The organism is Paenibacillus sp. QJM3NY_38, from assembly GCF_056173265.1.
This window is the reverse complement of sequence record NZ_CM149665.1, coordinates 5926195-5948041: the sequence shown is the minus strand read 5'-3', so window position 1 is coordinate 5948041 and position 21847 is coordinate 5926195. Positions and strand designations below refer to the sequence as shown.

At 53.0% G+C, this 21847-nt stretch carries 23 protein-coding genes and 1 riboswitch; of the genes, 18 read left to right on the top strand and 5 right to left on the bottom strand.

The window, feature by feature from the left end; genetic code table 11:
- The first annotated feature begins 44 nt into the window (after window positions 1–44).
- The 3 genes from AC0VZ8_RS27450 (at window position 45) to AC0VZ8_RS27440 (ending at window position 2231) form a co-directional block, all read left to right on the top strand.
- Entirely contained in the window at window positions 45–1073 is a 1029-nt protein-coding gene (locus AC0VZ8_RS27450) for a TIR domain-containing protein (protein WP_475487775.1), read from the top strand.
- Window positions 1070–1306 (top strand): hypothetical protein, encoded by a 237-nt coding sequence (locus AC0VZ8_RS27445; protein WP_071222624.1) that lies wholly within the window; start codon window positions 1070–1072, stop codon window positions 1304–1306. The genes AC0VZ8_RS27450 and AC0VZ8_RS27445 overlap by 4 nt, the downstream gene beginning before the upstream one ends.
- A 187-nt stretch (window positions 1307–1493) precedes the next feature.
- The gene (locus tag AC0VZ8_RS27440; protein WP_475487774.1) at window positions 1494–2231 is read left to right on the top strand and encodes an MBL fold metallo-hydrolase; all 738 of its coding nucleotides are present in this window, start codon (window positions 1494–1496) and stop codon (window positions 2229–2231) included.
- A 109-nt stretch (window positions 2232–2340) separates the two neighbouring features.
- On the opposite strand, the gene AC0VZ8_RS27435 is transcribed toward AC0VZ8_RS27440, so the two are convergent.
- Window positions 2341–2751, bottom strand: coding sequence for a GNAT family N-acetyltransferase (locus AC0VZ8_RS27435; RefSeq protein ID WP_475485073.1), 411 nt, complete (start codon window positions 2749–2751; stop codon window positions 2341–2343).
- A 219-nt stretch (window positions 2752–2970) separates the two neighbouring features.
- Here AC0VZ8_RS27435 and AC0VZ8_RS27430 point away from each other — a divergent pair, with 219 nt between their 5' ends.
- Window positions 2971–3732, top strand: a complete 762-nt coding sequence (locus tag AC0VZ8_RS27430; protein WP_475485072.1) for a TioE family transcriptional regulator — start codon at window positions 2971–2973, stop codon at window positions 3730–3732.
- Between the two features lie 135 nt (window positions 3733–3867).
- On the opposite strand, the gene AC0VZ8_RS27425 is transcribed toward AC0VZ8_RS27430, so the two are convergent.
- Both AC0VZ8_RS27425 and AC0VZ8_RS27420 read right to left on the bottom strand, forming a co-directional pair.
- Complete coding sequence (locus AC0VZ8_RS27425; RefSeq protein WP_071222628.1) at window positions 3868–4674, bottom strand: Cof-type HAD-IIB family hydrolase; 807 nt, start codon at window positions 4672–4674, stop codon at window positions 3868–3870.
- A gap of 38 nt (window positions 4675–4712) precedes the next feature.
- Entirely contained in the window at window positions 4713–5615 is a 903-nt protein-coding gene (locus AC0VZ8_RS27420) for a DMT family transporter (protein ID WP_260069564.1), read from the bottom strand.
- 283 nt (window positions 5616–5898) lie between these two features.
- On the opposite strand from AC0VZ8_RS27420, the gene AC0VZ8_RS27415 reads away from it, so the two are divergent.
- Entirely contained in the window at window positions 5899–6612 is a 714-nt protein-coding gene (locus tag AC0VZ8_RS27415) for a metal-dependent hydrolase (RefSeq protein WP_475485071.1), read from the top strand.
- Window positions 6613–6700: 88 nt separating this feature from the next.
- On the opposite strand, the gene AC0VZ8_RS27410 is transcribed toward AC0VZ8_RS27415, so the two are convergent.
- On the bottom strand, window positions 6701–7702 hold the full coding sequence (locus AC0VZ8_RS27410; protein ID WP_260069563.1) for a lipoate--protein ligase: 1002 nt from the start codon (window positions 7700–7702) through the stop codon (window positions 6701–6703).
- A gap of 174 nt (window positions 7703–7876) precedes the next feature.
- Between AC0VZ8_RS27410 and AC0VZ8_RS27405 the strand changes: the two genes are divergently transcribed.
- The 11 genes from AC0VZ8_RS27405 to AC0VZ8_RS27355 all read left to right on the top strand — a co-directional run bounded on the left by AC0VZ8_RS27405 (window position 7877) and on the right by AC0VZ8_RS27355 (window position 19187).
- Window positions 7877–9001, top strand: a complete 1125-nt coding sequence (locus tag AC0VZ8_RS27405; RefSeq protein WP_475485070.1) for a pyridoxal phosphate-dependent aminotransferase — start codon at window positions 7877–7879, stop codon at window positions 8999–9001.
- 81 nt (window positions 9002–9082) lie between these two features.
- Window positions 9083–9817, top strand: a complete 735-nt coding sequence (locus tag AC0VZ8_RS27400) for an adenosylcobinamide amidohydrolase (protein WP_475485069.1) — start codon at window positions 9083–9085, stop codon at window positions 9815–9817.
- Window positions 9814–10791, top strand: coding sequence for an adenosylcobinamide-phosphate synthase CbiB (gene cbiB, locus AC0VZ8_RS27395; protein ID WP_475485068.1), 978 nt, complete (start codon window positions 9814–9816; stop codon window positions 10789–10791). Before AC0VZ8_RS27400 ends, cbiB begins: the two co-directional genes overlap by 4 nt.
- Window positions 10782–11606, top strand: a complete 825-nt coding sequence (locus tag AC0VZ8_RS27390; RefSeq protein WP_475485067.1) for a histidine phosphatase family protein — start codon at window positions 10782–10784, stop codon at window positions 11604–11606. Before cbiB ends, AC0VZ8_RS27390 begins: the two co-directional genes overlap by 10 nt.
- Window positions 11607–11758: 152 nt before the next feature.
- A riboswitch (cobalamin riboswitch) is annotated at window positions 11759–11962 on the top strand.
- A 257-nt stretch (window positions 11963–12219) separates the two neighbouring features.
- Entirely contained in the window at window positions 12220–13224 is a 1005-nt protein-coding gene (locus tag AC0VZ8_RS27385; protein WP_475485066.1) for an ABC transporter substrate-binding protein, read from the top strand.
- On the top strand, window positions 13221–14267 hold the full coding sequence (locus AC0VZ8_RS27380) for a FecCD family ABC transporter permease (protein ID WP_071222637.1): 1047 nt from the start codon (window positions 13221–13223) through the stop codon (window positions 14265–14267). The genes AC0VZ8_RS27385 and AC0VZ8_RS27380 overlap by 4 nt, the downstream gene beginning before the upstream one ends.
- Window positions 14264–15049: an ABC transporter ATP-binding protein gene (locus tag AC0VZ8_RS27375; RefSeq protein WP_475485065.1), complete on the top strand. Its 786-nt coding sequence runs from the start codon at window positions 14264–14266 to the stop codon at window positions 15047–15049. The genes AC0VZ8_RS27380 and AC0VZ8_RS27375 overlap by 4 nt, the downstream gene beginning before the upstream one ends.
- Before the next feature lie 67 nt (window positions 15050–15116).
- Complete coding sequence (gene cobT / locus AC0VZ8_RS27370; RefSeq protein ID WP_475485064.1) at window positions 15117–16187, top strand: nicotinate-nucleotide--dimethylbenzimidazole phosphoribosyltransferase; 1071 nt, start codon at window positions 15117–15119, stop codon at window positions 16185–16187.
- Window positions 16184–16762: a bifunctional adenosylcobinamide kinase/adenosylcobinamide-phosphate guanylyltransferase gene (gene cobU / locus AC0VZ8_RS27365; protein WP_475485063.1), complete on the top strand. Its 579-nt coding sequence runs from the start codon at window positions 16184–16186 to the stop codon at window positions 16760–16762. The genes cobT and cobU overlap by 4 nt, the downstream gene beginning before the upstream one ends.
- Window positions 16759–17580 (top strand): adenosylcobinamide-GDP ribazoletransferase, encoded by an 822-nt coding sequence (gene cobS, locus AC0VZ8_RS27360; protein WP_475485062.1) that lies wholly within the window; start codon window positions 16759–16761, stop codon window positions 17578–17580. The genes cobU and cobS overlap by 4 nt, the downstream gene beginning before the upstream one ends.
- Before the next feature lie 212 nt (window positions 17581–17792).
- Entirely contained in the window at window positions 17793–19187 is a 1395-nt protein-coding gene (locus AC0VZ8_RS27355; protein ID WP_071222641.1) for an L-cystine transporter, read from the top strand.
- 141 nt (window positions 19188–19328) lie between these two features.
- Here the strand turns inward: AC0VZ8_RS27355 and AC0VZ8_RS27350 are convergent, their stop codons facing one another.
- On the bottom strand, window positions 19329–20408 hold the full coding sequence (locus AC0VZ8_RS27350; RefSeq protein ID WP_475485061.1) for a M24 family metallopeptidase: 1080 nt from the start codon (window positions 20406–20408) through the stop codon (window positions 19329–19331).
- 163 nt (window positions 20409–20571) lie between these two features.
- Between AC0VZ8_RS27350 and AC0VZ8_RS27345 the strand changes: the two genes are divergently transcribed.
- Together AC0VZ8_RS27345 and AC0VZ8_RS27340 are read left to right on the top strand one after the other, a co-directional pair.
- Window positions 20572–21111, top strand: coding sequence for a DUF2569 domain-containing protein (locus AC0VZ8_RS27345; RefSeq protein WP_475485060.1), 540 nt, complete (start codon window positions 20572–20574; stop codon window positions 21109–21111).
- Between the two features lie 92 nt (window positions 21112–21203).
- Window positions 21204–21704, top strand: coding sequence for a GNAT family N-acetyltransferase (locus AC0VZ8_RS27340; RefSeq protein ID WP_071222644.1), 501 nt, complete (start codon window positions 21204–21206; stop codon window positions 21702–21704).
- The last annotated feature ends 143 nt before the right edge of the window (window positions 21705–21847 follow it).

Sequence of the window (21847 nt, the reverse complement as noted above, 5' to 3'; positions counted from 1 at the left end):
GAATAAGACTAAAATGTATAACAAAGGGAGAATAGGATGTGCCTATGACCATACCGAAGCCGAATTTATTCATAGGCTCTTCCAGAGAGGCCATCAAGTATGCAAGGGCGATCCACGAACAGCTTAAACGGTCCGCCCAAGTGACACCTTGGTACGGCGGAACGTTCGGGGCGAACATGTATACGATGGAAGCTTTGGAGAAGCAGCTGACGTCCAGTGATTTTGGTGTGTTCGTCTTTTCTCCGGATGATGTGGCACTCATTCGAGGCAAACATGTATTTGTTACCCGCGACAACACGCTGTTCGAGATGGGGCTGTATTGGGGAAGGCTCGGGCGGCGAAGGGTGTACTGCATCATCCCGGATGAGGTGGAGGCAGACAGCAGTTCCGTTCAAGACGTTATCGTTAAGGATTACCATCTACTCTCCGACCTGCAGGGCTTAACGCTGCTCGAATATGAACTGCGAAGCGATGACGATTACAAATCCGCCGTCGATGTCGCTTGCGGGCATATTCTGAGCGCGATCGAAACCGAAGGGTTCTACAACAATCCGAGCGCCGTGATTGAACAGAAGGATGCGGAGCTGAGGCGCAAGCAAAGCGTGCTGCATTTTTTCTGGGAATATAACCGAAATGTGCATGTGAGTGATGAAGCGGAAAAATATCATGCACTGAGTGAAGCTGTCCGAAATTCCTTGCTCCCGCCGACTGCAGGGGATTTCAGGGTGACCGGGGCCGCCTTCTGGGGCCGAAGAGATGAAGGCATTGCCCAAATTGGGGGTAATGTAGGTAGAGGACGGTATTTCCCGTTCGATGGGAGTAAGGAACATTCGCCAAGTAACCAGTCGATTTACGTGATAGATGTCTATAATAGTGGAAAATGGGCATTTTATCACGAAGAGGAAGTTGCGCAGGTGTATGTGTTCTGCTATCCTTTAGGTGTAAATCATGTATTGTCCGTGCATTTTACGGGACATGAGATTCTTACGGATGAAGATCTCGCGGAGGTTGTAGAACAGAATCGTGAGCTGCTTCGTACCATCAGGCATTTAGTTGGAGGGGATTCGTCGTGAGCAGGAATGAGAAGAAGAGAACGTCAGGTCATCCGCAGGGGTCCGCCAATGGCAGCAGCTGGGTGGTTCGGGGACCCGTACCGATGATGAGTACGCTGAAATCCCGGAAGCGCTCGGTTAGACGACCAAGCAAGAACAGTGTATATGTTGGTCCTTCTGTGGAAGGTGTAGATAAGAAATACGTCAAGGTCATCAGCGGAGCTGTTGACGATAATAAGCCCTCATTTGCTTAATGAATTGCTATGATACCGTTTAAGACGAAAGACCGTTCGGGATGATCCGGGCGGTCTTTGTTTTTTCTTGGTGCGCTTATACAATATAGGGACAAGGTTTACGCAAACAAGAACAAATCTATAAAACACAAATGGGGGATGTCATGTGAGCGGGGATACATTGACTTTTTTGGGAACGGGAGATGCCATGGGCGTTCCGCGGGTATATTGCGATTGTGAGGTATGCACGGAAGCCCGGAATACGGGGAACAATCGGCGCTTGCGCTCTGCCGTTATGGTGGAGTGCGATGAAACGTCCTTCATGATCGACTGCGGTCCGGATTGGCGCTCTATGATGGAGGGGCTGGGAAAGCGGAAGATGAGCGATATGCTGATTACGCACGCCCACTTTGATCATATCGGCGGCCTGCCGGAATGGAGCGATGCCTGCAGATGGCAGAGGGAAAAGGGACGGTTATACGCCCCTGCCGAGGTGCTGGAGCAAATTGTCCGCCAGTATCCATGGCTTCCGCGACAGATGGAGATGACGCCAGTCGATGATGGCTTTTCACTGGGCGGCTGGGAGATTTCCTGCTGGAAGGTAAACCATGGACAGAACGGATATTCTTATGCATATCGGTTTCAGAAGGACGGGTACGTCTGGGTATACAATTCCGACTCGATTAATCTGAGCCCTGCGGAAAAGGAGCCGCTGAATGGCGTGGATTTGCTGGTCCTCGGAACCAGCTTTGTTCATGAAACCGCCAAATTTGAGACGCGCTCCGTCTATGACATGAAGGAAGCGGCAGAGCTGCTCGCCGAGGTGAAGCCTCGCCAAACGGTGTATACCCATATGTCTCATGACGTCGACGTTCGGAAGGAGCTGCCTCTTCCGGAGGGAGTCCGTGTGGCGAGGACGGGGATGACAATAAAGCTGAGTAAATGAAAAATATAGCGTAGGCCGGGCATGCGTGGGGCTCGGTTGCTCCCGTGCCGAGACCTATAGCGTGAAAATGCGGCAGGATTGCCGCTTTAAGTGCTTCCGGGGCTCTCTCTTACAATGACCTGGCCATGCCGTATCGATCAGGGTACAGCAGCTTGAAGCCGGCATGTTGGTACAGCTTGATTCCGGGCACGTCGGTGATGACGGTGACTTCGGCTCCGCTTGGCGCTATTTTTGCCAGCCGGGAGAGCAGTTCGGACACGATCATCTCTTCAACCCCTTGATCAAGGTGGGAGGCCGCAACCATAATGTCCACCAGTTGAAAATAGAAAGCACCATCGCCTACGACCCTTCCCATCCCGATCAGCCGGTCATTGTCGTCTCTGGCCAGAAGGGACAGCACGCTGCGGTTTAGCGCCGTCGCTATGGCCGAAATCTCAACCTCAGGCAGCCCTGTAACTGCTTTTAGATCCATGTATTCTTGATTCTGTGGAAACTCCTCGGTTATGTTCACGTTCATCATAATCGCCTCCCGCGGATAATATTAAGTTTATCTTGCCTCTACACCACTCAATATACAACATTGATGCAAGTGAGAAGATGTCTTGCAGCGGATCCAACCAAGCCGAGGACATCATCCAACAGACATTCTCAGAGCACTTTAATGTTTTAATTTAAGGTTTGCCAATGGCTTGCGATTCTGGTAAAGTAGGTTCTCAATCGTGATTGGGGAGGGAACGGCATGCATTACTACAAGCCGAAAGATATCGCCAAAGAGCTGCAAATCAGCACGAGTGCTTTAAGGCATTATGAATCTTGGGGGGTCGTACCCCCTCCTGCCCGGAACGAGAAGGGCTACCGTTTATACACGCAAATGCATATGGCTTACTTCCGTTGTCTGCGCGCCATGTTTCCGGGCTTTGGTTACGCGGTTACTTATGATGTGATTCGCCACATTCAGAAGAGGGAGATGGATGAAGCCCTCTGGCTCGTGAATGGGGAGCAGGTCAAACTGTTGCAGGAAAAAAAGATTGCGGACGAAACGCTAGCCTTGCTCGAGAATCCCGAACTTAACATCATCAAGGATAAAAAGCTCAAACCCCAAATGACAATCGGCGAGGTCGCCGAACTGACCAACGTGGAATCGTCCGCCATCCGCCACTGGGAGAAGGAAGGCTTGATCACCCCGGATCGAAACCCCGAGAATGGATATCGGCTGTACACCCCGTCGCAAGTCAGGCAGATTTTGCTGATCCGCTCGCTCAGGCGGACCGTATATTACTTGGAGAGTATCAAGGAGATTATTCAGGCCGTGGAGCATCAGAGCATTGAGCAGGCCCAAAAAATGGTTCGCGAAGCGTTGTCCGTCATCCATCAACGGAATCTGCAGCAATACAACGGCATTCATAAATTGATGGAGCTCTGCATGGAGGTAGGCCTGCTGGAGTTCAACGATGCGGCGCTTTTGAAGCCGATTCTAACGTTTAACCCGGATCGGGAATGACGGACAGGCCGCGGCGGCTTTGCGCCATCCCAGGTGACCGGTTAGGGAACGCACTGGCTGCGTTTTTTATGGACATGAACAAGCCCCCATGGATACCATGGAGGCTTATTTGCGCAGATTTATTTGTTCCGGATATTAACCTTGGTTGAGCACGAATTTATCAATGACATGTTTCACGCCGTCTTCGTTATTCCCAAGCGTAACGTAATCGGCAATCGCCTTAAGCGGCTCGATCGCATTGCCCATGGCGACGCCAAGACCGGCGGCTTCCAGCATCTCGTGATCGTTCCAGGAATCGCCGACAGCGATGGTTTCCTTGAGATCGCAGCCGAAATGATCGGCCAGGAAGGTGAGCGCATGTCCCTTCGTGCCTTCCTTATGCATAAACTCCAGAAAATGCGGTTTGGATTTGGTAATGTGCATGTCATCGCCCAGCAGCTCACGGAATACAGGGATCAGTTCATCCAGATAGTCCGGATCGTCAATGATGAGCATTTTCGGGGTCGGTTGCTGAACCATTTTCATAAAATCAGGCTCGATGTAATACGGCGTCCGGTTCAGGGCGCAGTAATCGATCAGCTTCTGATTCTCTTCACGGGCATACAGCTTGTCATCGATGTAGGTTTGCAGATGGAGATTGTGCTCTACGCAGTATTCATACAGCTTCACGGCTGCATCGACGGGTACGAAGCGTTCGTAGAGAACCTTCTCGTCGAGCAGATTTTTAATCAGGGCACCCTGGTAGGTGATAATGGGAACGTTGAGTCCGGTTTGACGGGCAATAGCTTGAGCGGACGCATAGGCACGTCCGGTTGCCAGTGTCACAACGACACCGTGGGCTACGGCTTGCTCAAGCGCCTGCTGGACGCCGGGGGTTACTTCCTTATCGTCATTGATCAGGGTATCGTCAATGTCGATGGCCATCAATTTGTAAGTTGTCATGGGTATCTCTCCTTTTGTTTCTGTCTCTGTCTTTAACTCTATTGTACCTTCTGTGGCGCAGACTTCAATTCCGCAATCATCATTCCTGCCAAAATGCATAGACAACCGATGCCGCCGATGAGCGTAAGCCGCTCTCCGGCGAACAGGATTCCGGTCAGCGCGGCGAATACCGGCTCCGTTGCATAGATGATGGCCACCCTGGACGGCGTCGTATATTTTTGACAGACGGTTTGGATCCAGAAGGCAAATGCGCTGGTAGGTCCGATGGATACAGCCAGCGCCCACAGCACGTTCGGCTGGGTCAGCTTCCCTATCAGGTCGGTCACATTGCCGACATGCTCGGTTAGCGCAGATGCCGCTAAGCTCAATATCCCCACGACAGCCATCTGGAGCGCCGCCAGCAGCAAAGAGGGATATCGGCCGGCATAAACGCCCGTGTAACCGATATGGAGCGCAAAACCGATGGCGCAAACGAGCACCAGCAAATCCCCTTTATTCAGGCTCATGCCGGATCCGGTGAAGGTAAGCAGATACAGCCCTGCCACGGCAAGCAAGGCGCTGATCCAGGTGAATTTGGAGATGGAGTGCCTTAGCAGGACATAGGATATGAAAGGGACCAGCACGACGGACAAGCCGGTAATAAAGCCTGTATTGGACGTGGTGGTGTACAGAAGGCCCGCGGTTTGAAAGGCGTACCCTATAAATAAAAAAAGACCCAGCAGGCAAGCATGCAGCAGCATTTTGACGGATATTAGCTTCCACTGGCTCCGGTAAAAGAGGGTGATGATCCATGCAAGGAGCAGGGCCGCTCCCAGAAAGCGGACCGAATTGAAAGCCATCGGCGGGAGCACGCGGACCGCATGCTGAACGATGAGGAACGTAGATCCCCACATCATGGCCACCAGAAGCAGGCTGAGATCGGCAATTCGTGAGCGATTCACTCGGTAGTCATCCTTTCTTGAAGATGTGAAACTCCTGATGAGATTCCCGTACATTCGTCCCCGGTCGTAACCTTGGGCAAGTGATCAAATTGTATCCCATATCAGAGAATCGGACAACCATTTTTAGGCCTAACCCAAGTGGAAGGGGTAGACAAAAAGAGGATGATTTTGCTATACTAATGAACCGAACGTACATTCTCATGACCCTGGGCTATCGGACGTGAAGGTCGGCAAGCGATCCATCGATCCCTTAGTCAGCAGCTTAGAAAGGAAGATTGTCATCATGATGGGCAGAGCTCATTTGATTATTAGCACAGGGGTCACGTTATCCGTCATGGGCATGAGCGGAGTGCCTGTCACATTGCCGGCTGCCGCAGTGGCTTTGGTTAGCGCGCTGCTTCCCGATATTGACGAGCCCAACTCTCTGCTGGTGCGCAAGGCGATTCCTTCCGGGTTGCTGCGAATCCTACAGCTGGCCATGATCGGCGCAGCCATCTTTGTTGTCTTCTACGGCAAGGAGTATGCCCCCTGGAACATCGCCCTGGCCGGACTGATCGGGGTGGTTTCGTACCTGCCAAGCCGGACCCTGCGCCATATCGTCATGTTCCTGATCGGTCTCGGACTGATATCCTTCGGGCAGGGCTTCAGCCCCTGGAACACGATCGCAGGCAGCGTGCTCATTGCAGGCTCCTTGGTGACCCACCGGGGGTTGACCCATACCGTCTATGCCGCTGCCGGATGGACGGGCCTATTGTATTTTGCATCGCAGGGTAAGATCGGCGGGGAAAGCCTATGGTTTGCCGGCGGTTTATCCTACTCCATTCATTTGCTTGCAGATGCATTGACCAATCGCGGAATCCGCCCGCTTCCTCCGTTCAAATGGAGAATTAAACTGAAAATCATGAGCACCGGAAGCAAATGGGGACGTACGGTAGAGAATGCCTGCATTGTGTTAACGCTGGTCCTCGTTTGGTATGTGTTTATGACCTCCTCTTGATCCGAGGTATACCTGTTTGAAATGAAAAATAAAGCCTCTCACCCTTTTGCAGCATACGGGCGGGAGGCTTATTTAATACGAGCCGGCTCTATTCCTCTAGGAAAATCAAGCCGATCAAATCGTCGAGCTCAAGGTTGCCGAAGTAAAACTTGACGTCGATGCCGGATAACGCGGTGCGCACCGCTGTTTCTTCATACCGTTTGCCGCGAAGCAGGTTCTCGATATCAGCGACATCGCCGACGCCGAAGAAGTCGCCGTAAATCTTGATCTCTCCGATATGTCCTTCACGGATGTCCATTCGGATATCGATAATGCCCACCGGGAACTTCTTGGCATGCTTCACGTTGCTTTCAGGGGATAGCCCATAGTTCCAATCCCAGTTCTGGTAGCGTTCCTTCGAGATCTGGTTGATCATCTCCCAGTCCTTCTCTTGAAGGACATATTGCGGTACTTGATCCGGCTCCATCCCGAAAATCGAGCGAAGCAGCTCGGCGCGGAACTGTTCAATCGTCATATCCGAGCCAAGCAGCTCCTTGATGTTCGCCACGCGGCTGCGGACGGATTTGGTGCTCTTGGATTTGAATTTTTCCGGATTGGCATTCAGCGAGGCTTGGACATCATCCAGGTTCAGGTCAAACATGAGCGTGCCGTGGCTGAACATGCGTCCGCGCGTCGAGAACTGCGCGTTCCCCGAAATTTTCTTCTCGCCGACCTGCAGGTCATTCCGGCCGCTAAGCTCGGCGGGCACGCCCATCTTTTGCAGGAAGTCGATAACCGGCTGCGTGAACTTCAGGAAGTTGTGGAAGGACTGTCCGTCATCCTTCGTAATGAAGCTGAAGTTCAGGTTGCCGAGATCATGGTATACGGCTCCGCCCCCGGACAGCCGGCGCACAACCTGAATGTTGTTGTCACGAACGTATTCCTGGTTGATCTCTTCGATCGTATTCTGATGCTTTCCGATAATAATGGAAGGCTTGTTGATATAAAAAAGAAGGTAGCTCTCGTCCATGGACAAGTGTTTCAAGGCATATTCTTCAATCGCTAGGTTAATGGAAGGATCGTGGATCCCCTGATTATCGATAAATAGCATAGCATCCTCCGTCGTCACAAATCAAAATGTGGTGCTTCCAGACTATTGTAAACCAATTTTAAGGCAGAGACAAAGCATTCCATGTTGACGAGGCAGGGACGGTAGCGACATAATGATGGCATTACATAACGGCAGGGCTTGCAAGAGCCAGGACATGGAACAGGAGGAGCCCTTATGAATGACAAAAAACAACCCTTGATCGAGGTGTATGGCCACGGAGGAGACGTGGAGACGGCTGCTGCTGCATTCGGAAGGCAAGCCTCGGCTTTCCTGGATTACAGCGCCAATATTAACCCGCTCGGACCGCCGCAAGGGGTTATTACGGCCTTGCAAGAGGGAATGAGTGCGGTCATTCGTTATCCGGATCCGGGACACCGCAGGTTCAAGGAGCGGCTCGCAGCTGAGTTAGGCACCGATACCAGACGAATCCTTGTCGGCAACGGAGCGGCAGAGTGCATGGCGCTATTGTTGATGGGTCTGACGCCAGGGATTGTGGGCGTGGTTGACCCGTGTTTTTCCGAATATCGGGAATTGTCCTTGAAATTTGGTTCGGACATCCGCTCCGTGTGCGGGCATCCGGAGAGGGACTGGCGTGCAGACAAGGCGGATGTGATGGAGCTGTTGGCTCGTACGGATCTCGTGTTTTTGGGCCAGCCCAACAATCCGAATGGGGTTCAATACAGCTTGGAGGATATTCGTGAAATAGCGGTATGTGCAGAGCAAGAAGGGACCTGGCTGGTGCTGGATGAAGCCTTCATCGATTTCATTCCGCCGGAGGACAGACAGACCTTGATGCCGGAGCTGCAGGATTATCCGCGGACGATCATTGTCCGGTCAATGACCAAGTTTTATGCGATTCCGGGCCTGCGGCTCGGATATACGGTCGCGCATCCCGACGTGATACGCAAGATGGCAGGCAAACAGGTGACGTGGAGCGTCAATGGACTGGCGCTGCTTGCCGGAAAGGCTTGTCTTGGCAGCGGCAGGGAATATGAACTGGCTACGCTGCAATTGATTCGCGCAGAGCGAGAGAAGCTGATACGGGGGTTACAAGCGATGGAGCTTGACGTTACGCCGGGGGAGGCCAATTTTCTGCTCATTGAGCTTCCGCGGCCATGGAGTGCCGAGAGGTTTCAGTCGGAGATGGGCAGATGCGGCGTGCTTGTCCGCAGCTGCGCCATGTACCCGGGCCTTGGTGAGCGTCATATCCGGCTAGCCGTTAAGGATGCCGGAGCTAATGACAGGCTGCTGGCCATAACCGCGGAGGTCCTTGGAAATCCTTCTGCTGGCGTGACATAGGGATGTCTAGCAGCAGAGCTATATGAAGAACGCTACAGGTACAGTTGGTTCAGATATTTAAGGAGCAGGGAGAGAAAAAACATGGCAGTACCTTTTCTGAAAGGCAACACGCGTCCGTATTGCTCGAATGCATGGCCGGGAGCCACAGTGTCCTTGGAATCGGAGCGGCAGCATCCGCATATCCGGATCTCGCTTCCGGAGCCGGCTGCGTCCATAAGCAGCGCCATATACGGCGGCGGATTCGTGCTATTGGATCATATCGTAAACCGTTATGTGGACAAGCATTACGATTGCAGCGACCCTGTGAACGATATGGTTAACTTTATGGCTGTTCACGGTTATCCGGCTGAATCTACAACTGGATTGATGACAGCGGTGAAACTGAAGTATGCTGCCATCCGGGAAGAGCGGAGTGAACAGTCTTCTATCCTGTGCTGCACCACCGCCGGCGTGGGCAATGCAGCCCGCGCAGGGTCGAGCCGTACGACCTTTGCGGCCTACCAGCCGGGCACGATTAATATCATGCTGATGGTGGACGGGATGATGACGCCGGCTTGCATGGTGAACGCGATGCTGACGGCGACGGAAGCGAAAGCCGCTGCACTGTATGATCTGGGCGTGAAGGATCATGAGACCGGAGCCGTTGCGACCGGAACGACGACGGACGCGATGGTCCTTGGGGTCAGCGGCAATGCAGCCTATGGCGTGAACCACCATTATGCCGGAACTGCCACCGATCTGGGCGGCATGATCGGCCGTCTTGTCTACGAGAGTGTTACGGAAAGCATTGTCACCGAAAGAGAGGACCGGATATGACTGTCGTGTGGGTCATTTGGGCAGCGGTCGTGCTGGATCTGCTGATCGGAGATCCGAGATGGCTTCCCCATCCTGTCATTGGCATGGGGAAAGCCATCCGCCGGGTTGAAGGCTGGATACGCCAACAGGCGACTACCGCTCAGAGCCTGAAGCGAGCGGGCATTCTGCTGCCGGTGATCGTGGCCGGCGGCTCCTTCGTACTGGCATGGCTGCTGCTGGAGCTGTGCGGGGCGATTCATCCTTGGCTAGCGTGGGGAGTAGAGATCGTGCTTATTGCGACTACGATTGCCATCAAGGGGCTGCGTGAAGCCGGATTGGAGGTCTACGGCCATCTTCGCTCCGGGAATATCGCGGAGGCCAGGCGCTCGCTCAGCATGGTGGTCGGAAGAGACACCGGTCATCTGGATGAGCCGGAGATCGTGCGGGGAACGGTGGAGACGGTTGCGGAGAATATCGTGGATGCGGTCATCGCTCCGCTGTTTTTTGCCCTGATCGGGGGAGCGCCGCTGGCGATGGCTTACCGGGCCGTGAATACGCTCGACTCCATGGTCGGATATAAAAACGACAAATACCAGCATATCGGCTGGGCATCCGCAAGGCTGGACGATATCGCCAATTGGATACCGGCGCGTCTGACGGCAGGACTGTTGGCCATGGTGGCTGCCATGTTGTCGCTGCAATGGAAAAAAGCGATCAAGATGGTCAGAAGAGATGCGCGAAAGCACCCCAGTCCGAACAGCGGCTTCCCGGAATCGGCCGTTGCCGGTGCGCTGGGGGTTCGTCTCGGGGGAGAAAACTCCTATCAAGGCGTGATCTCGTTCCGGGCTTATATGGGGGATCCCGAACGCCCGCTTAAAGCGGAGCATATTCGGGTGACAAACCGTCTGCTGCTGGGCGTATCGGTATTGTTTACGTTGTTGGGTACCCTGGTGCTTGGACTTGTTGCCGCAGCCGGAGGAAGCCTATGGTTATGAGGATCACCCTGCATCTGGTCCGTCACGGCCGCACGTTGTGGAACGAGGAACGCCGTTATCTCGGCCACGAGGATCTGGGAATCCTGGTTGAGGGAAGAGAACAGCTCCTCCCGCTGCGGGATAGGTTTTTTACCAGGCACTTTGTCCGGATCTATTGCAGCGATCTCCTTCGATGCAGACAGACGCTGAATGTTATCCTATCGGACTCCAAAATGACTGCCATTCCTGATGGTGAAGTTTTGGGCAGGATTATACCGGGAGTGGTGTATGATCCGCGGCTGCGCGAGCTCGATTTAGGAGATTGGGAAGGGAAAACCTACGAGGATTTGAAATCGGATATCTCCTATCGGCGCTGGATTGATAACCCCGCAGAAGTTACGCCGCCGAATGGGGAGAGCTGGGAGGCGTTCCGTTCCCGGATTCAGACATTCTTGACCGGAATGTATTTGGATTTAAAGGAACTGTTGCATGTAGAGGAAGATCCGGATACCCTTGTGCAGGCAGAGGCAGAGGCAGAGGCAGAGGCAGAGGCAGAGGCAGAGGCAGAGGCAGAGGCAGAGGCAGAGGCAGAGGCAGAGGCAGAGGCAGAGGCAGAGGCAGAGACAATGGCAATGCCAGTTAGTTATGTCCTTGGAGCACAGAGGGCGGAGCTTGATGTGCTTGTGGTCACCCATGGGGGCGTCATCCGGCAGATCGCGGCAGCAGCCCTTCCGCATACGGAATTCTGGGAGACGCAGGTGTCGCCGGGGGAGGAGCTCCAGTTGCAATTGACTTGGGATGGAGAACGCTGGCTAGGCGTACGGTTAAGCGATTAAACGAAATCGTATGATATCGGTGCGGAATGGGCGATAACGGGATAAATCCGTATCATAAGGCATTTGAAATGACCGAAACTTTCGGTTGTAAGAGGGAGGTTTATCGCCTATAATCTTGGGCAGAGAAACCATGCTTGGCCTAACATACATAAATTCATATTATTTGCGAGGGTCCCGGACAGAAGGCATTTATTGTCATCTGCCGGGTTAATAGGGAAGCCGGTGCAAGTCCGGCACGGTCCCGCCACTGTGAAGCAGGGACTTCTCCATATGCCACTGAGCCGAAAGCGCTTGGGAAGGCGGAGAAGTCGTTACAGCCTGCAAGTCAGGAGACCTGCCCTCGGCGAATGAATGACGGTCCTTCGAGGAGAGGATTACGTTTGCCGGACCCATGCAGCATGTGTGGGCGGAAGTTTAAGGCGCTATCTGTGAACGGTGGTCCAGATGTCCTTATGTTAAAACGTAATCCCTGATTCCTTGTTTACGAGGAGTCAGGGATTTTTGCTTCTTTGGAGTATGACGATTGATGTTTTTTTCTCCCGGTAAGGATCGGTCGAAGGAATGTAAACTCGCAGCGCCAGGTTCTCAATTATGTATAGGGGGATTTCAAGAGATGAAAGCATTGAACAAAACATGGTCCGTACTTCTGGTAGCCATACTGATGGCTCTGGCCTTGATCGGCTGTGGAGGCGAAGAAGCGGCGCCGAAGGATACAACGCCGCCGGCACAGCAGGAAGAGCAGAATAACGAAGCGCCTGCGGATTCGGGCGAAGAGCTTAAAACGACGTATCCGCTGACCGTTAAGGATTCAACCGGGGTTGAAATGACGTTTGAGAAGGCTCCGGTCAAAATTGCATCCCTGACACCGTCCGAGACGGAAAAACTGTTCGCTTTGGGCCTGGATGAGGAAATTGTGGGCGTGTCCGATAATGACGATTATCCGGAAGCTGCCAAATCCAAGCCGAAATTGGGCGGGTTCCAAGTAAATGAAGAGGCTATTATTGCAGCCGATGCCGATGTGGTATTCGCCGCTTCGATGAATGCCGAGAATGCCGAGAAATTGCGTGAGCTTGGCGTGACCCTGTTCGTCAATGATCCGAAAACCATTGATGCCGTGATGGAGAACATCGAACTGATCGGGCAAATTACGGACCGTCAAGCGGAGGCGAAAGCGGTCGTGGATCAGATGAAGCAGGAATTGACTACCGTTACGGATGCCGTAAAATCCGTGAAGGATGAAGACAAGAAAAAAGTGTATGTGGAATTCTCTCCAGGATGGACCGTCGGCAAGGGCGAGTTTATGGATGAGATCATCACCTTAGCTGGCGGCGTTAACGCAGCCGGCGAAGCGGAAGGCTGGTTCGAAATCAGCGAGGAGAATATTATCGCTGCAAACCCCGACGTCATACTGTACACGGACGATGTCGTTGACGAAGCAACCAAGAAAACATTGGAACAGCTGATTAAGGAGCGCGGCGGCTGGGATCAGATCGAAGCCATCAAGAACGATCAGGTCATATCCGTGGATGCGAATCTGTTAAGCCGTCCGGGTCCCCGTGTAACGCAAGGGTTGATTGAAGTGGCGAAGGCCGTTTATCCGGAACTGATGAATCCATGAGTAAAAAACTTGCAGGATTCGGTGCGGCCGGCATCATCCTATTACTGTTAACCTTGGTTGTCAGTCTCGGAATCGGCTCCGTGCACCTGCCTGTGAGAGAGATTGGGGCGATGCTGCTGCATCGGCTGCCGGGAATCGGCGATTCCATCGTTCCGGGCTGGGAAGCTTCATCCGAGCAAATCTTAATGAAGGTGAGATTGCCGCGCATATTGCTGGGGATGCTCGTAGGAGCCTCCCTGGCCGTCGCCGGAGCCGCCTTTCAAGGGGTATTGCGCAATCCGCTGGCGGATCCGTTTACGCTCGGTGTATCCTCGGGTGCTGCGCTTGGCGCAGCATCCCTGATTTTTTTCGGGATGGAATACTCCTTTGCCGGAGGTTACACGCTCCCGCTTGTAGCGTTTTTGACCGGAGCAGGGACCTTATGGGTCGTTCTGCTGCTGGCAAGGGATCAAGGGAAGCTGCCGATCCACGGGCTCATTCTGTCCGGCGTGGTGATGCAGTCGTTTCTGGGCGCCGTCGTTTCCTTCCTGACGGTCATGTCCAAAGATACGGTAAACCAGATCCTGTACTGGACGATGGGGAGCCTCAGCATGCGTGGATGGTCGTATACGGCCATCCTTTTCCCGTATTTTATCGCAGGTTTTATATACTTATGGAGCAGGTCGCGAGCGCTTAATATTTTATCGCTGGGGGAACGGCAGGCCGCCCATATGGGCTTGAATGTGGATCGGCTGAAGACCAGCGTGCTCATCGTTGCTACCCTGCTCGCCGCCGCAGCCGTGTCGGTTTCCGGCGTGATTGGATTCGTGGGACTTGTGGTACCGCATATGATCCGGCTGATCACCGGCTCCGATTACCGCGTCATTGTTCCACTGTCGGCTCTGGGCGGCGCGGTGTTCATGGTCTGGTGCGATACGGCGGCACGGTCCGTGCTGGCACCAACGGAAATACCGCTGGGTGTAGTTACGGCATTCATAGGCGCTCCGTTCTTTGCGTATTTGCTATACCGGAACAAAAAAAGGCGCAGGGAGGGTTTATCATGATTACAGCTCAAGGACTTGGCAAAGCCTATGGCAAGGTGCCGATTCTTGAAGGTGTGGACCTTCATATTGCCGAAGGGGAATGGTGGGGGATCATCGGTCCGAACGGAAGCGGTAAATCCACCCTCATGCAGCTGTTATCCGGTGTGGAGAGTCCCACGACAGGAAGCGTGACCCTTCGGGGCAAGGAGCTTGGACGCTATACCCGAAAGGCGCTTGCACGGATCGTGGCGGTGCTTCAGCAGGAAGGGCTTGACCCTACCGATTTTACGGTCCGGGAAGTGCTGGAGATGGGGAGATTCCCCTTTCTAAACTGGCTTGGTCGTGAAGATAAGGATGCAGCGCCGCTCATTGAGGCCGTTATCCGAAAGCTGGATCTGAACGGTCTGGAGGAACGGCGGCTTACCGAGTTAAGCGGGGGCCAGCGTCAGCGTGTCGCGCTTGGTAAGGTGATGGTCCAGGAACCCTCGCTGCTGATGCTGGATGAACCAACGACTTATCTGGATATCCGCTATCAGCTTCAGTTTATGGATATGGTGGCGCAGTGGCGGAGCTCGTCCGGAATTACCGTGATCAGCGTACTGCATGATCTAAACCTGGCAGCCCAGTTTTGCGATCAGCTGCTGGTCCTTGATCAGGGAAAGATCGCGGGGGTTGGTAAGCCGAAAGAAGTTTTGACAGCGGCGTATATACGCCAAATTTTCCGGGTGGAGCCCTCGATTGTGGCCCATCCCGAGAATGGCGCTCCGCAGGTGCTGTTAACGGCAAATAGCACGTGGTCCTGACCGATGCTGCCGCATGTTCCGGGCGGGGATGCAAGATTTAGGAACAAGATATGAGGAGGTCGTTTCATTGACGGATACCATCGTGAATCGTTTAAATCGTTTCATTGCTAACATAAAACCGCTGAATGTCCAGGTGCAGAACGAAACAGCCGCTTATTTGGATACGCTGACGAAGCCTCCGGGCAGTCTGGGCAAGCTGGAATCGCTAGCGATCCAATTAGCGGGCATTACAGGGAATATGAAACCGTCGTTCACCAAAAAATCCGTCGTTGTCATGGCTGGTGATCATGGAGTCTGTGAAGAAGGAATCAGCGCCTTTCCGGCTGAGGTAACGCCCCAGATGGTCATGAACTTCCTGAATGGAGGGGCGGCTGTGAATGTGCTGGCCCGTCAGGCGGGGGCAGACGTTCATTGTGTGGACATCGGGGTCGCGATCGAGTTGAACCATGAGAAGCTGATGTCGCGGAACGTTGGCAGAGGAACCGCCAATATGGCCAAAGGGCCTGCGATGACAAAAGAAGCGGCACTGGAGTCCATTGTAGCCGGTGCGGAGGTTGCTGCCGAATTGGTATCGCGAGGAACGCAAATGTTCGTCACCGGAGAGATGGGCATTGGGAATACGACACCGAGTGCGGCGATCTTCTCCGTTCTGTCCGGCAATCAGCCTTCTGACGTCGTGGGGAGGGGAACCGGCGTAACGGATGAACGGCTGCTGCATAAGATTCGAGTGGTGGAACAGGCTATACAAGTTAATAGACCTCATGCCGATGATCCCCTCGACGTGCTCGCCAAAGTTGGAGGATATGAAATCGGCGGGTTGGCTGGACTGATCCTGGGTGCGGCTGCTCACGGTTGTCCTGTTATCATTGACGGTTTCATATCCAGTGCGGCGGCGCTGGTTGCTAAATGCATCTGCCCGGACGCTCTCTCCTATATGATTGCCTCTCATGTTTCGCATGAGCAGGCGCATGTTCTTCTGCTGAAAGAGCTCGGACTCCAGCCGATGCTGCAAATGGACATGCGTCTTGGCGAGGGGACGGGCGGGGTGCTGTGCCTTCATCTGGTCGAGGCGGCGTGCAGGATCGTGAACGAGATGGCGACGTTTGAGAGCGCTGGAATCAGCGGAGGGGCCGTATGAGCCATCGTGGAAGCGTGTTGGTAACAGGCGGGGCCAGAAGCGGAAAGAGTTCATTCGCGGAGAAGCTGTGCATGAAGCGATCGGAGTCGGGAACGTACGTGGCGACTGCGCAAGCCTACGACGAAGAGATGAGGGAACGGATCCGGATTCATCAAGACCGCAGGCAGGATTCAGCCTATCGTTGGGAGACGGTGGAGGAGCCTGTTGCACTGCCTGAATTGCTGGAAACGCTCGGTCAGTCTGCCTCGGATGCCCCTGCGGTGGTAGTGGACTGCCTGACGCTGTGGCTTACGAACGTGCTGCTGCAAGCTGAGCCTGAAGGAAGTGCTGCAATGGAAGAACGGTTAGGACTTCAAATCGGCAGACTCGCAAGAGCGGTACAGGGTTACCCCGGCATGGTCATTCTGGTAACCAATGAAGTGGGGTCGGGTATTGTACCGGAATTTCCGCTAGGCCGAATATATCGCGACTGGGCAGGGATCATGAATCAGAGGCTGGCTCAGATATGCGATGAAGTATTTTTGGTGACGGCGGGAATTCCAATGGAAATCAAGAGCAAGGAGTATCTCATATGAGCAAGATGATCGAAGCGGCTGCGGCCGCTTTTCAATTTCTATCGAGGCTGCCGGTGCGGAGAGAAATTCCTTTTACCCCGGAAGTGCAGCAACGGAGCGTCGTTTTTTATCCTTTGGTAGGGGCGGTCATAGGCTTTATCGTTGGCGGATTGGGACTGGGCTTAAGCTATGTGCTGCCTTCCCTTCCTGCTGCCGTCATCCTGCTGGTTGTATGGGTGGCGCTGACCGGAGGCCTTCATCTCGATGGCTGGATGGACAGCGCGGATGCGCTGCTCAGCCATCGGTCGCGCGAACGGATGCTTGAAATCATGAAGGATAGCCGTGTGGGTGCGATGGGCGTCATGGCGTGTATGCTGCTGCTCCTTCTGAAGGCTTCCTTGATCATGTCTGTATGGGATTTGTCAGCCGGGGCATGGAAACAAGAGGCATGGCTGCTGGTGCTCGCTCCGGTTTGGAGCCGCTGGTTTATGGTCCATGCGATGTATCGCTGGCCGATGGCACGGGGAAGTGAGGGGCTTGCCGCTCTATTTCACGGATTGACGGCCGGAAGGAGATCGCTGGCGGGCGTAATGGCTGCTCTTTTAACGCTAGTTACTGTAGGCTTCCTATGGATCACGGCAGGCGAGACTAATCTTTGGACGATTGCAGTCGGAGGAATCCTTGTCATTCCGTTCATAGCCTGGGCAGCTGGAAGTTTAACGGCTGAACGGATGAGCCGAAGACTTGGAGGACTGACGGGGGATACATATGGAGCGCTCAATGAACTGATTGAAACGGTTTTGTTAATATTTGTGGTTCTCCTTTTGAAGTTTACATGATATGATAGTAGGGTGATATCAGTGGTAATCCGATCAACATAGTCGACATAATCCGCATCGATGGGAAACTAACGATTTTGACAGGAATTTTCTCAATCGGGTAATGATATGTTTAGAGTGGGCTGTAATGGATATGAATACATACTAGCGCACTTATGACATGAGGATGGAGCACATATATCCTTATTTAAAGAATGGGAGGAATCATTAGGATGGAAACGCTTTGGGTTATCATCAATGTCCTTGTTCTGATTCTGCTGGTCGGTATTCTGTACTGGATGCAGAGAAAGCATATCTCGTTTACCAAACGCGTGTTTGCCGGACTCGGACTGGGTGTGTTGTTCGGAGTGGCACTGCAGCTCATCTACACTTCGACCTCCGATGTGGTGGTGAAATCCACCGATTGGTTTAATTTGATAGGATACGGCTACGTCAGGCTGCTGCAAATGATGGTCATTCCGCTGATCATGGTGTCAATCATATCGGCTATCATGAAGCTGAAGGGCGGAAAGAATCTGGGCAAAATGAGCGGACTTATCATCACGGTGCTGCTTCTGACGACAGCCGTAGCCGCTGCAGTCGGGATTACAACCGCGCTGGCGTTCGATTTGTCCGCCGTCAATATCCAAGGCGGTGCTGCGGAGGAGCAGCAGGGTGCACTGCTGCAAGAACGGCTCGGGGATGTTGAGGGCCGTACGCTCCCGCAGCAGATCCTGGATTTCATTCCGAGCAATCCGTTTGCCGACATGACGGGGGCACGAAGAACTTCGACGATTGCGGTCGTTATTTTCTCGGCATTCATCGGGATCGCGGTTCTCGGGTTAGACCGAAAAAACAAGGAGCAGGCGGAAACGTTCCGCAATATGATCTCTGCGGTGTATGGCGTGGTCATGCGCATCGTGACGCTGGTGCTTCGTCTGACCCCTTACGGGATTCTGGCGCTTATGGCCAAAACGATTGCCACGACCGACCTTGCGGTCATCATGAATTTGATCGATTTCGTCCTTGCTTCGTACGTGGCCTTGATCGCCATGTTCATTATCCATCTGGTACTGCTGGCGATATTCGGGTTCAACCCGCTTAAATATGTGAAAAAGGTATTCCCGACGCTGACCTTCGCCTTTACGTCGCGTTCCAGCGCGGCTACGATTCCGCTTAACGTGCAGACCCAGAACAAAAAGCTGGGTGTCTCGGAAGGCATCGCGAATCTCTCGGCATCGTTTGGCGCCACGATTGGGCAGAACGGCTGCGCGGGCATTTATCCTGCCATGCTGGCCGTCATGATTGCGCCGACAGCCGGCGTGGACCCGACCTCATGGTCGTTCATCCTTACCCTGATTGTGGTCGTTATGATCAGTTCCTTCGGCGTGGCGGGTGTCGGAGGCGGGGCTACCTTCGCCTCGCTCATCGTGCTCTCTACGATGAACCTGCCGGTTGCCTTGGCGGGCCTGTTGATTTCCGTCGAGCCGCTGATCGATATGGGACGGACGGCACTGAACGTGAATGACTCCATGACAGCGGGCGTGATTACCGGGAAAGTCATGAATGAAGTGGATAAAGACGTGTATAACGACGACAACATTGAACTGGATATGGTTCAGGCATAAGAACGTAACCATGGGAGCCATCTTGGAGGCATTGTTTCTGCCGGAGGATGGCTCTTCTGGTACATAGAGAAAGCCCGAATACCGTAAATAAAACGATATCCGGGCTTTTTTTTATCATACTGAAAATGGAATTATCCGATGCTAGTCAGTTCTTTTCGGGAAGGAGGTCAGCACCTCGACGCCATCCTCGGTTACGATCACATCGTCCTCGATCCGCACGCCGCCTACGCCTTGCAGATAAATGCCGGGCTCGATCGTGAATACAGCCCCGGGCTGTAAAATGTCCTGGTTCAAACCGTGGATAGACGGATATTCATGAACATCCATGCCAAGCCCGTGCCCCAAGCGATGTACAAAAGCATGGCCGTACCCTGCGTCGTCAATCACTTTGCGAGCGGCTTGGTCAATCGAGCCATAGGTTACGCCGGGTTTTACGGCCTGAATGCCGGCCAGGTTCGCTGCGAGAACCGTCTCATAGATGTTGACGGCTTCAGGCTTCAGCTCGCCTACGGCAAAGGTACGGGTAATATCCGACGCATAACCACCCGCATAAACTCCCATATCGAACATGAGCAAATCGCCTGCTTCGATCCGGCGCGTACCGGGAACACCGTGAGGCAAGGCGGTATTAGGGCCGGATAATACCATTGTGGCGAAGGACGGAGCATCGGCACCCATTTTTTTCATTAAGTATTCCAGCTCTGCCACAACCTCAATCTCGCTGACGCCGATTTTGATCTGGGCCAGGCCTTGCGTCAGAACATCCTCAATTAGTCTTACTGCATGTTTGATGATCTTCACTTCATCGGCCGACTTTCGAATGCGGAGCTCCCGGAGCACAGCGCCAACATCCTCGACCCGGCTCGCGTTCAGATGCTGCTGCAGCTGCTCATAACGGGAGACCGTAAGCTGATCCTTCTCTAGCGCCAGCGTACCGACTGCACCTTGAAACTGCTGCTTGAGCAAGAGATACGGATTATCGATATCCTGGTGCGTGACAATATGCTTAACCGTTGAAGCGGCCGCTGCCGCGTCGGCATCCAATGCGGGGACAATCAGCACCGGATCATTCGCAGAGGAGAGGAGCAGGCCCAGGAAACGCTCATGGGGATCACTCGCAAATCCGGTCAAATAGTAAACATGCTTGGGGTCTGTCACAAGGACATGATCCCAGCCCTGTGTATTCATGGATTGTAGCAAACTTTGCAATCGTTCGTTCATTCTGTTCATTCCTTTCATCATCAGAAGACGGTTCTCACGCTATTAATGTTAGGTTATCGCGTTCAATCACGTAAGTAAAGTGTTCCTTTATTATGAGCTTGATCTTCCTATATAATGTTTTGGAGTTAAAAATTACATAATATATAGGGGGAATTACACTCGAATGGATCCGAATCAAGTTCAGGAGAACAATCTTGATTCATCACCGCAGGGCCAGACACCCAAATACCTTATAAAACTTAAAGTGGAAGGGCTTGGCGGATGGCTTGTATTAGTCCAGATTTCTATGTATTTTTCATTGATCACGATCACATACCTGCTGTTTAATCATATTTTCCCGGTGTTCGAGCCGGAGATATGGAGTATGATTACCGATAAAGGATCGGCTGCTTATAATCAATCGCTTGTCCAGCTAATCCTTTTTGAGACCGTAGTTAATGTGTTGTTTATTATTGCATTAGTCTTTGCTTTATTTTTGCTCTATCGCAAAAAAAGGGCGTTTCCCAAATTGATGATCGGTTATATTTTATTTAGTCTGCTGACCAGCATAGTGGACTATGTCGCAGTCAGCCAAATCGAAATCCTGGCTCAGGGGGATGATGGGACATTCATGCGTGAAGTTACCCGGTCCATTCTGTACGCCTGTATCTGGATCCCGTATTTCACTCGCTCCAAGCGTGTGCGAAACACCTTCGTGAATTAATGCCGCTTGAAAAAACAGAAGCGTTTTTCCGCTGCCTCTTGTACAATAGATCTCGTAATAAAGACTACGCATCTATTCGGAGGTAGGACATCGTGACGCAACAATACCGTATCGATTATGCCGTCAAAGAGGATTTGCCGGCCATTGTGGACATTTACAATTCGACGATCTCAGGCAGAAAAGTAACCGCCGATCTGGAGCCGGTCACGGTGGAGAGCCGTATACGCTGGTTCGAAGAGCACAGCAACGATTTTCGTCCGCTGTGGGTCATGCGGTCCGATGACGGAATGGTTGCATGGATGAGCTTTCAATCCTTTTATGGCCGTCCGGCCTATAACGGCACAGCTGAGATCAGCATATACGTAAACGAGAAATATCGCGGCATCGGTGCTGGAAGCATATTAATTCAGAAGGCAATTGAGGAGTGCCCGCGCCTTCGCGTCAGTAATCTGGTCGGATTTGTATTCGGCCATAATGAACCGAGCCTTAAGCTGTTGATGAAGTTTGGCTTTGATCAATGGGGGCTTCTCCCCGGGGTTGCGGAGCTTGACGGCATTAAGCGGGATTTGGTCATTGTAGGTCGTGCAGTTTAAAGTGTCGATACGTTAAGACTAACATATCAAAATGCTGTCCTTTTAGTAAATGAGAGGACAGCTTTTTCATGGTGTGAACTCAACCATAACAAAATTCGAAGCCGGTACGGTTACTGGAAGGCGAGCGGTTCCACTTGCGTCCC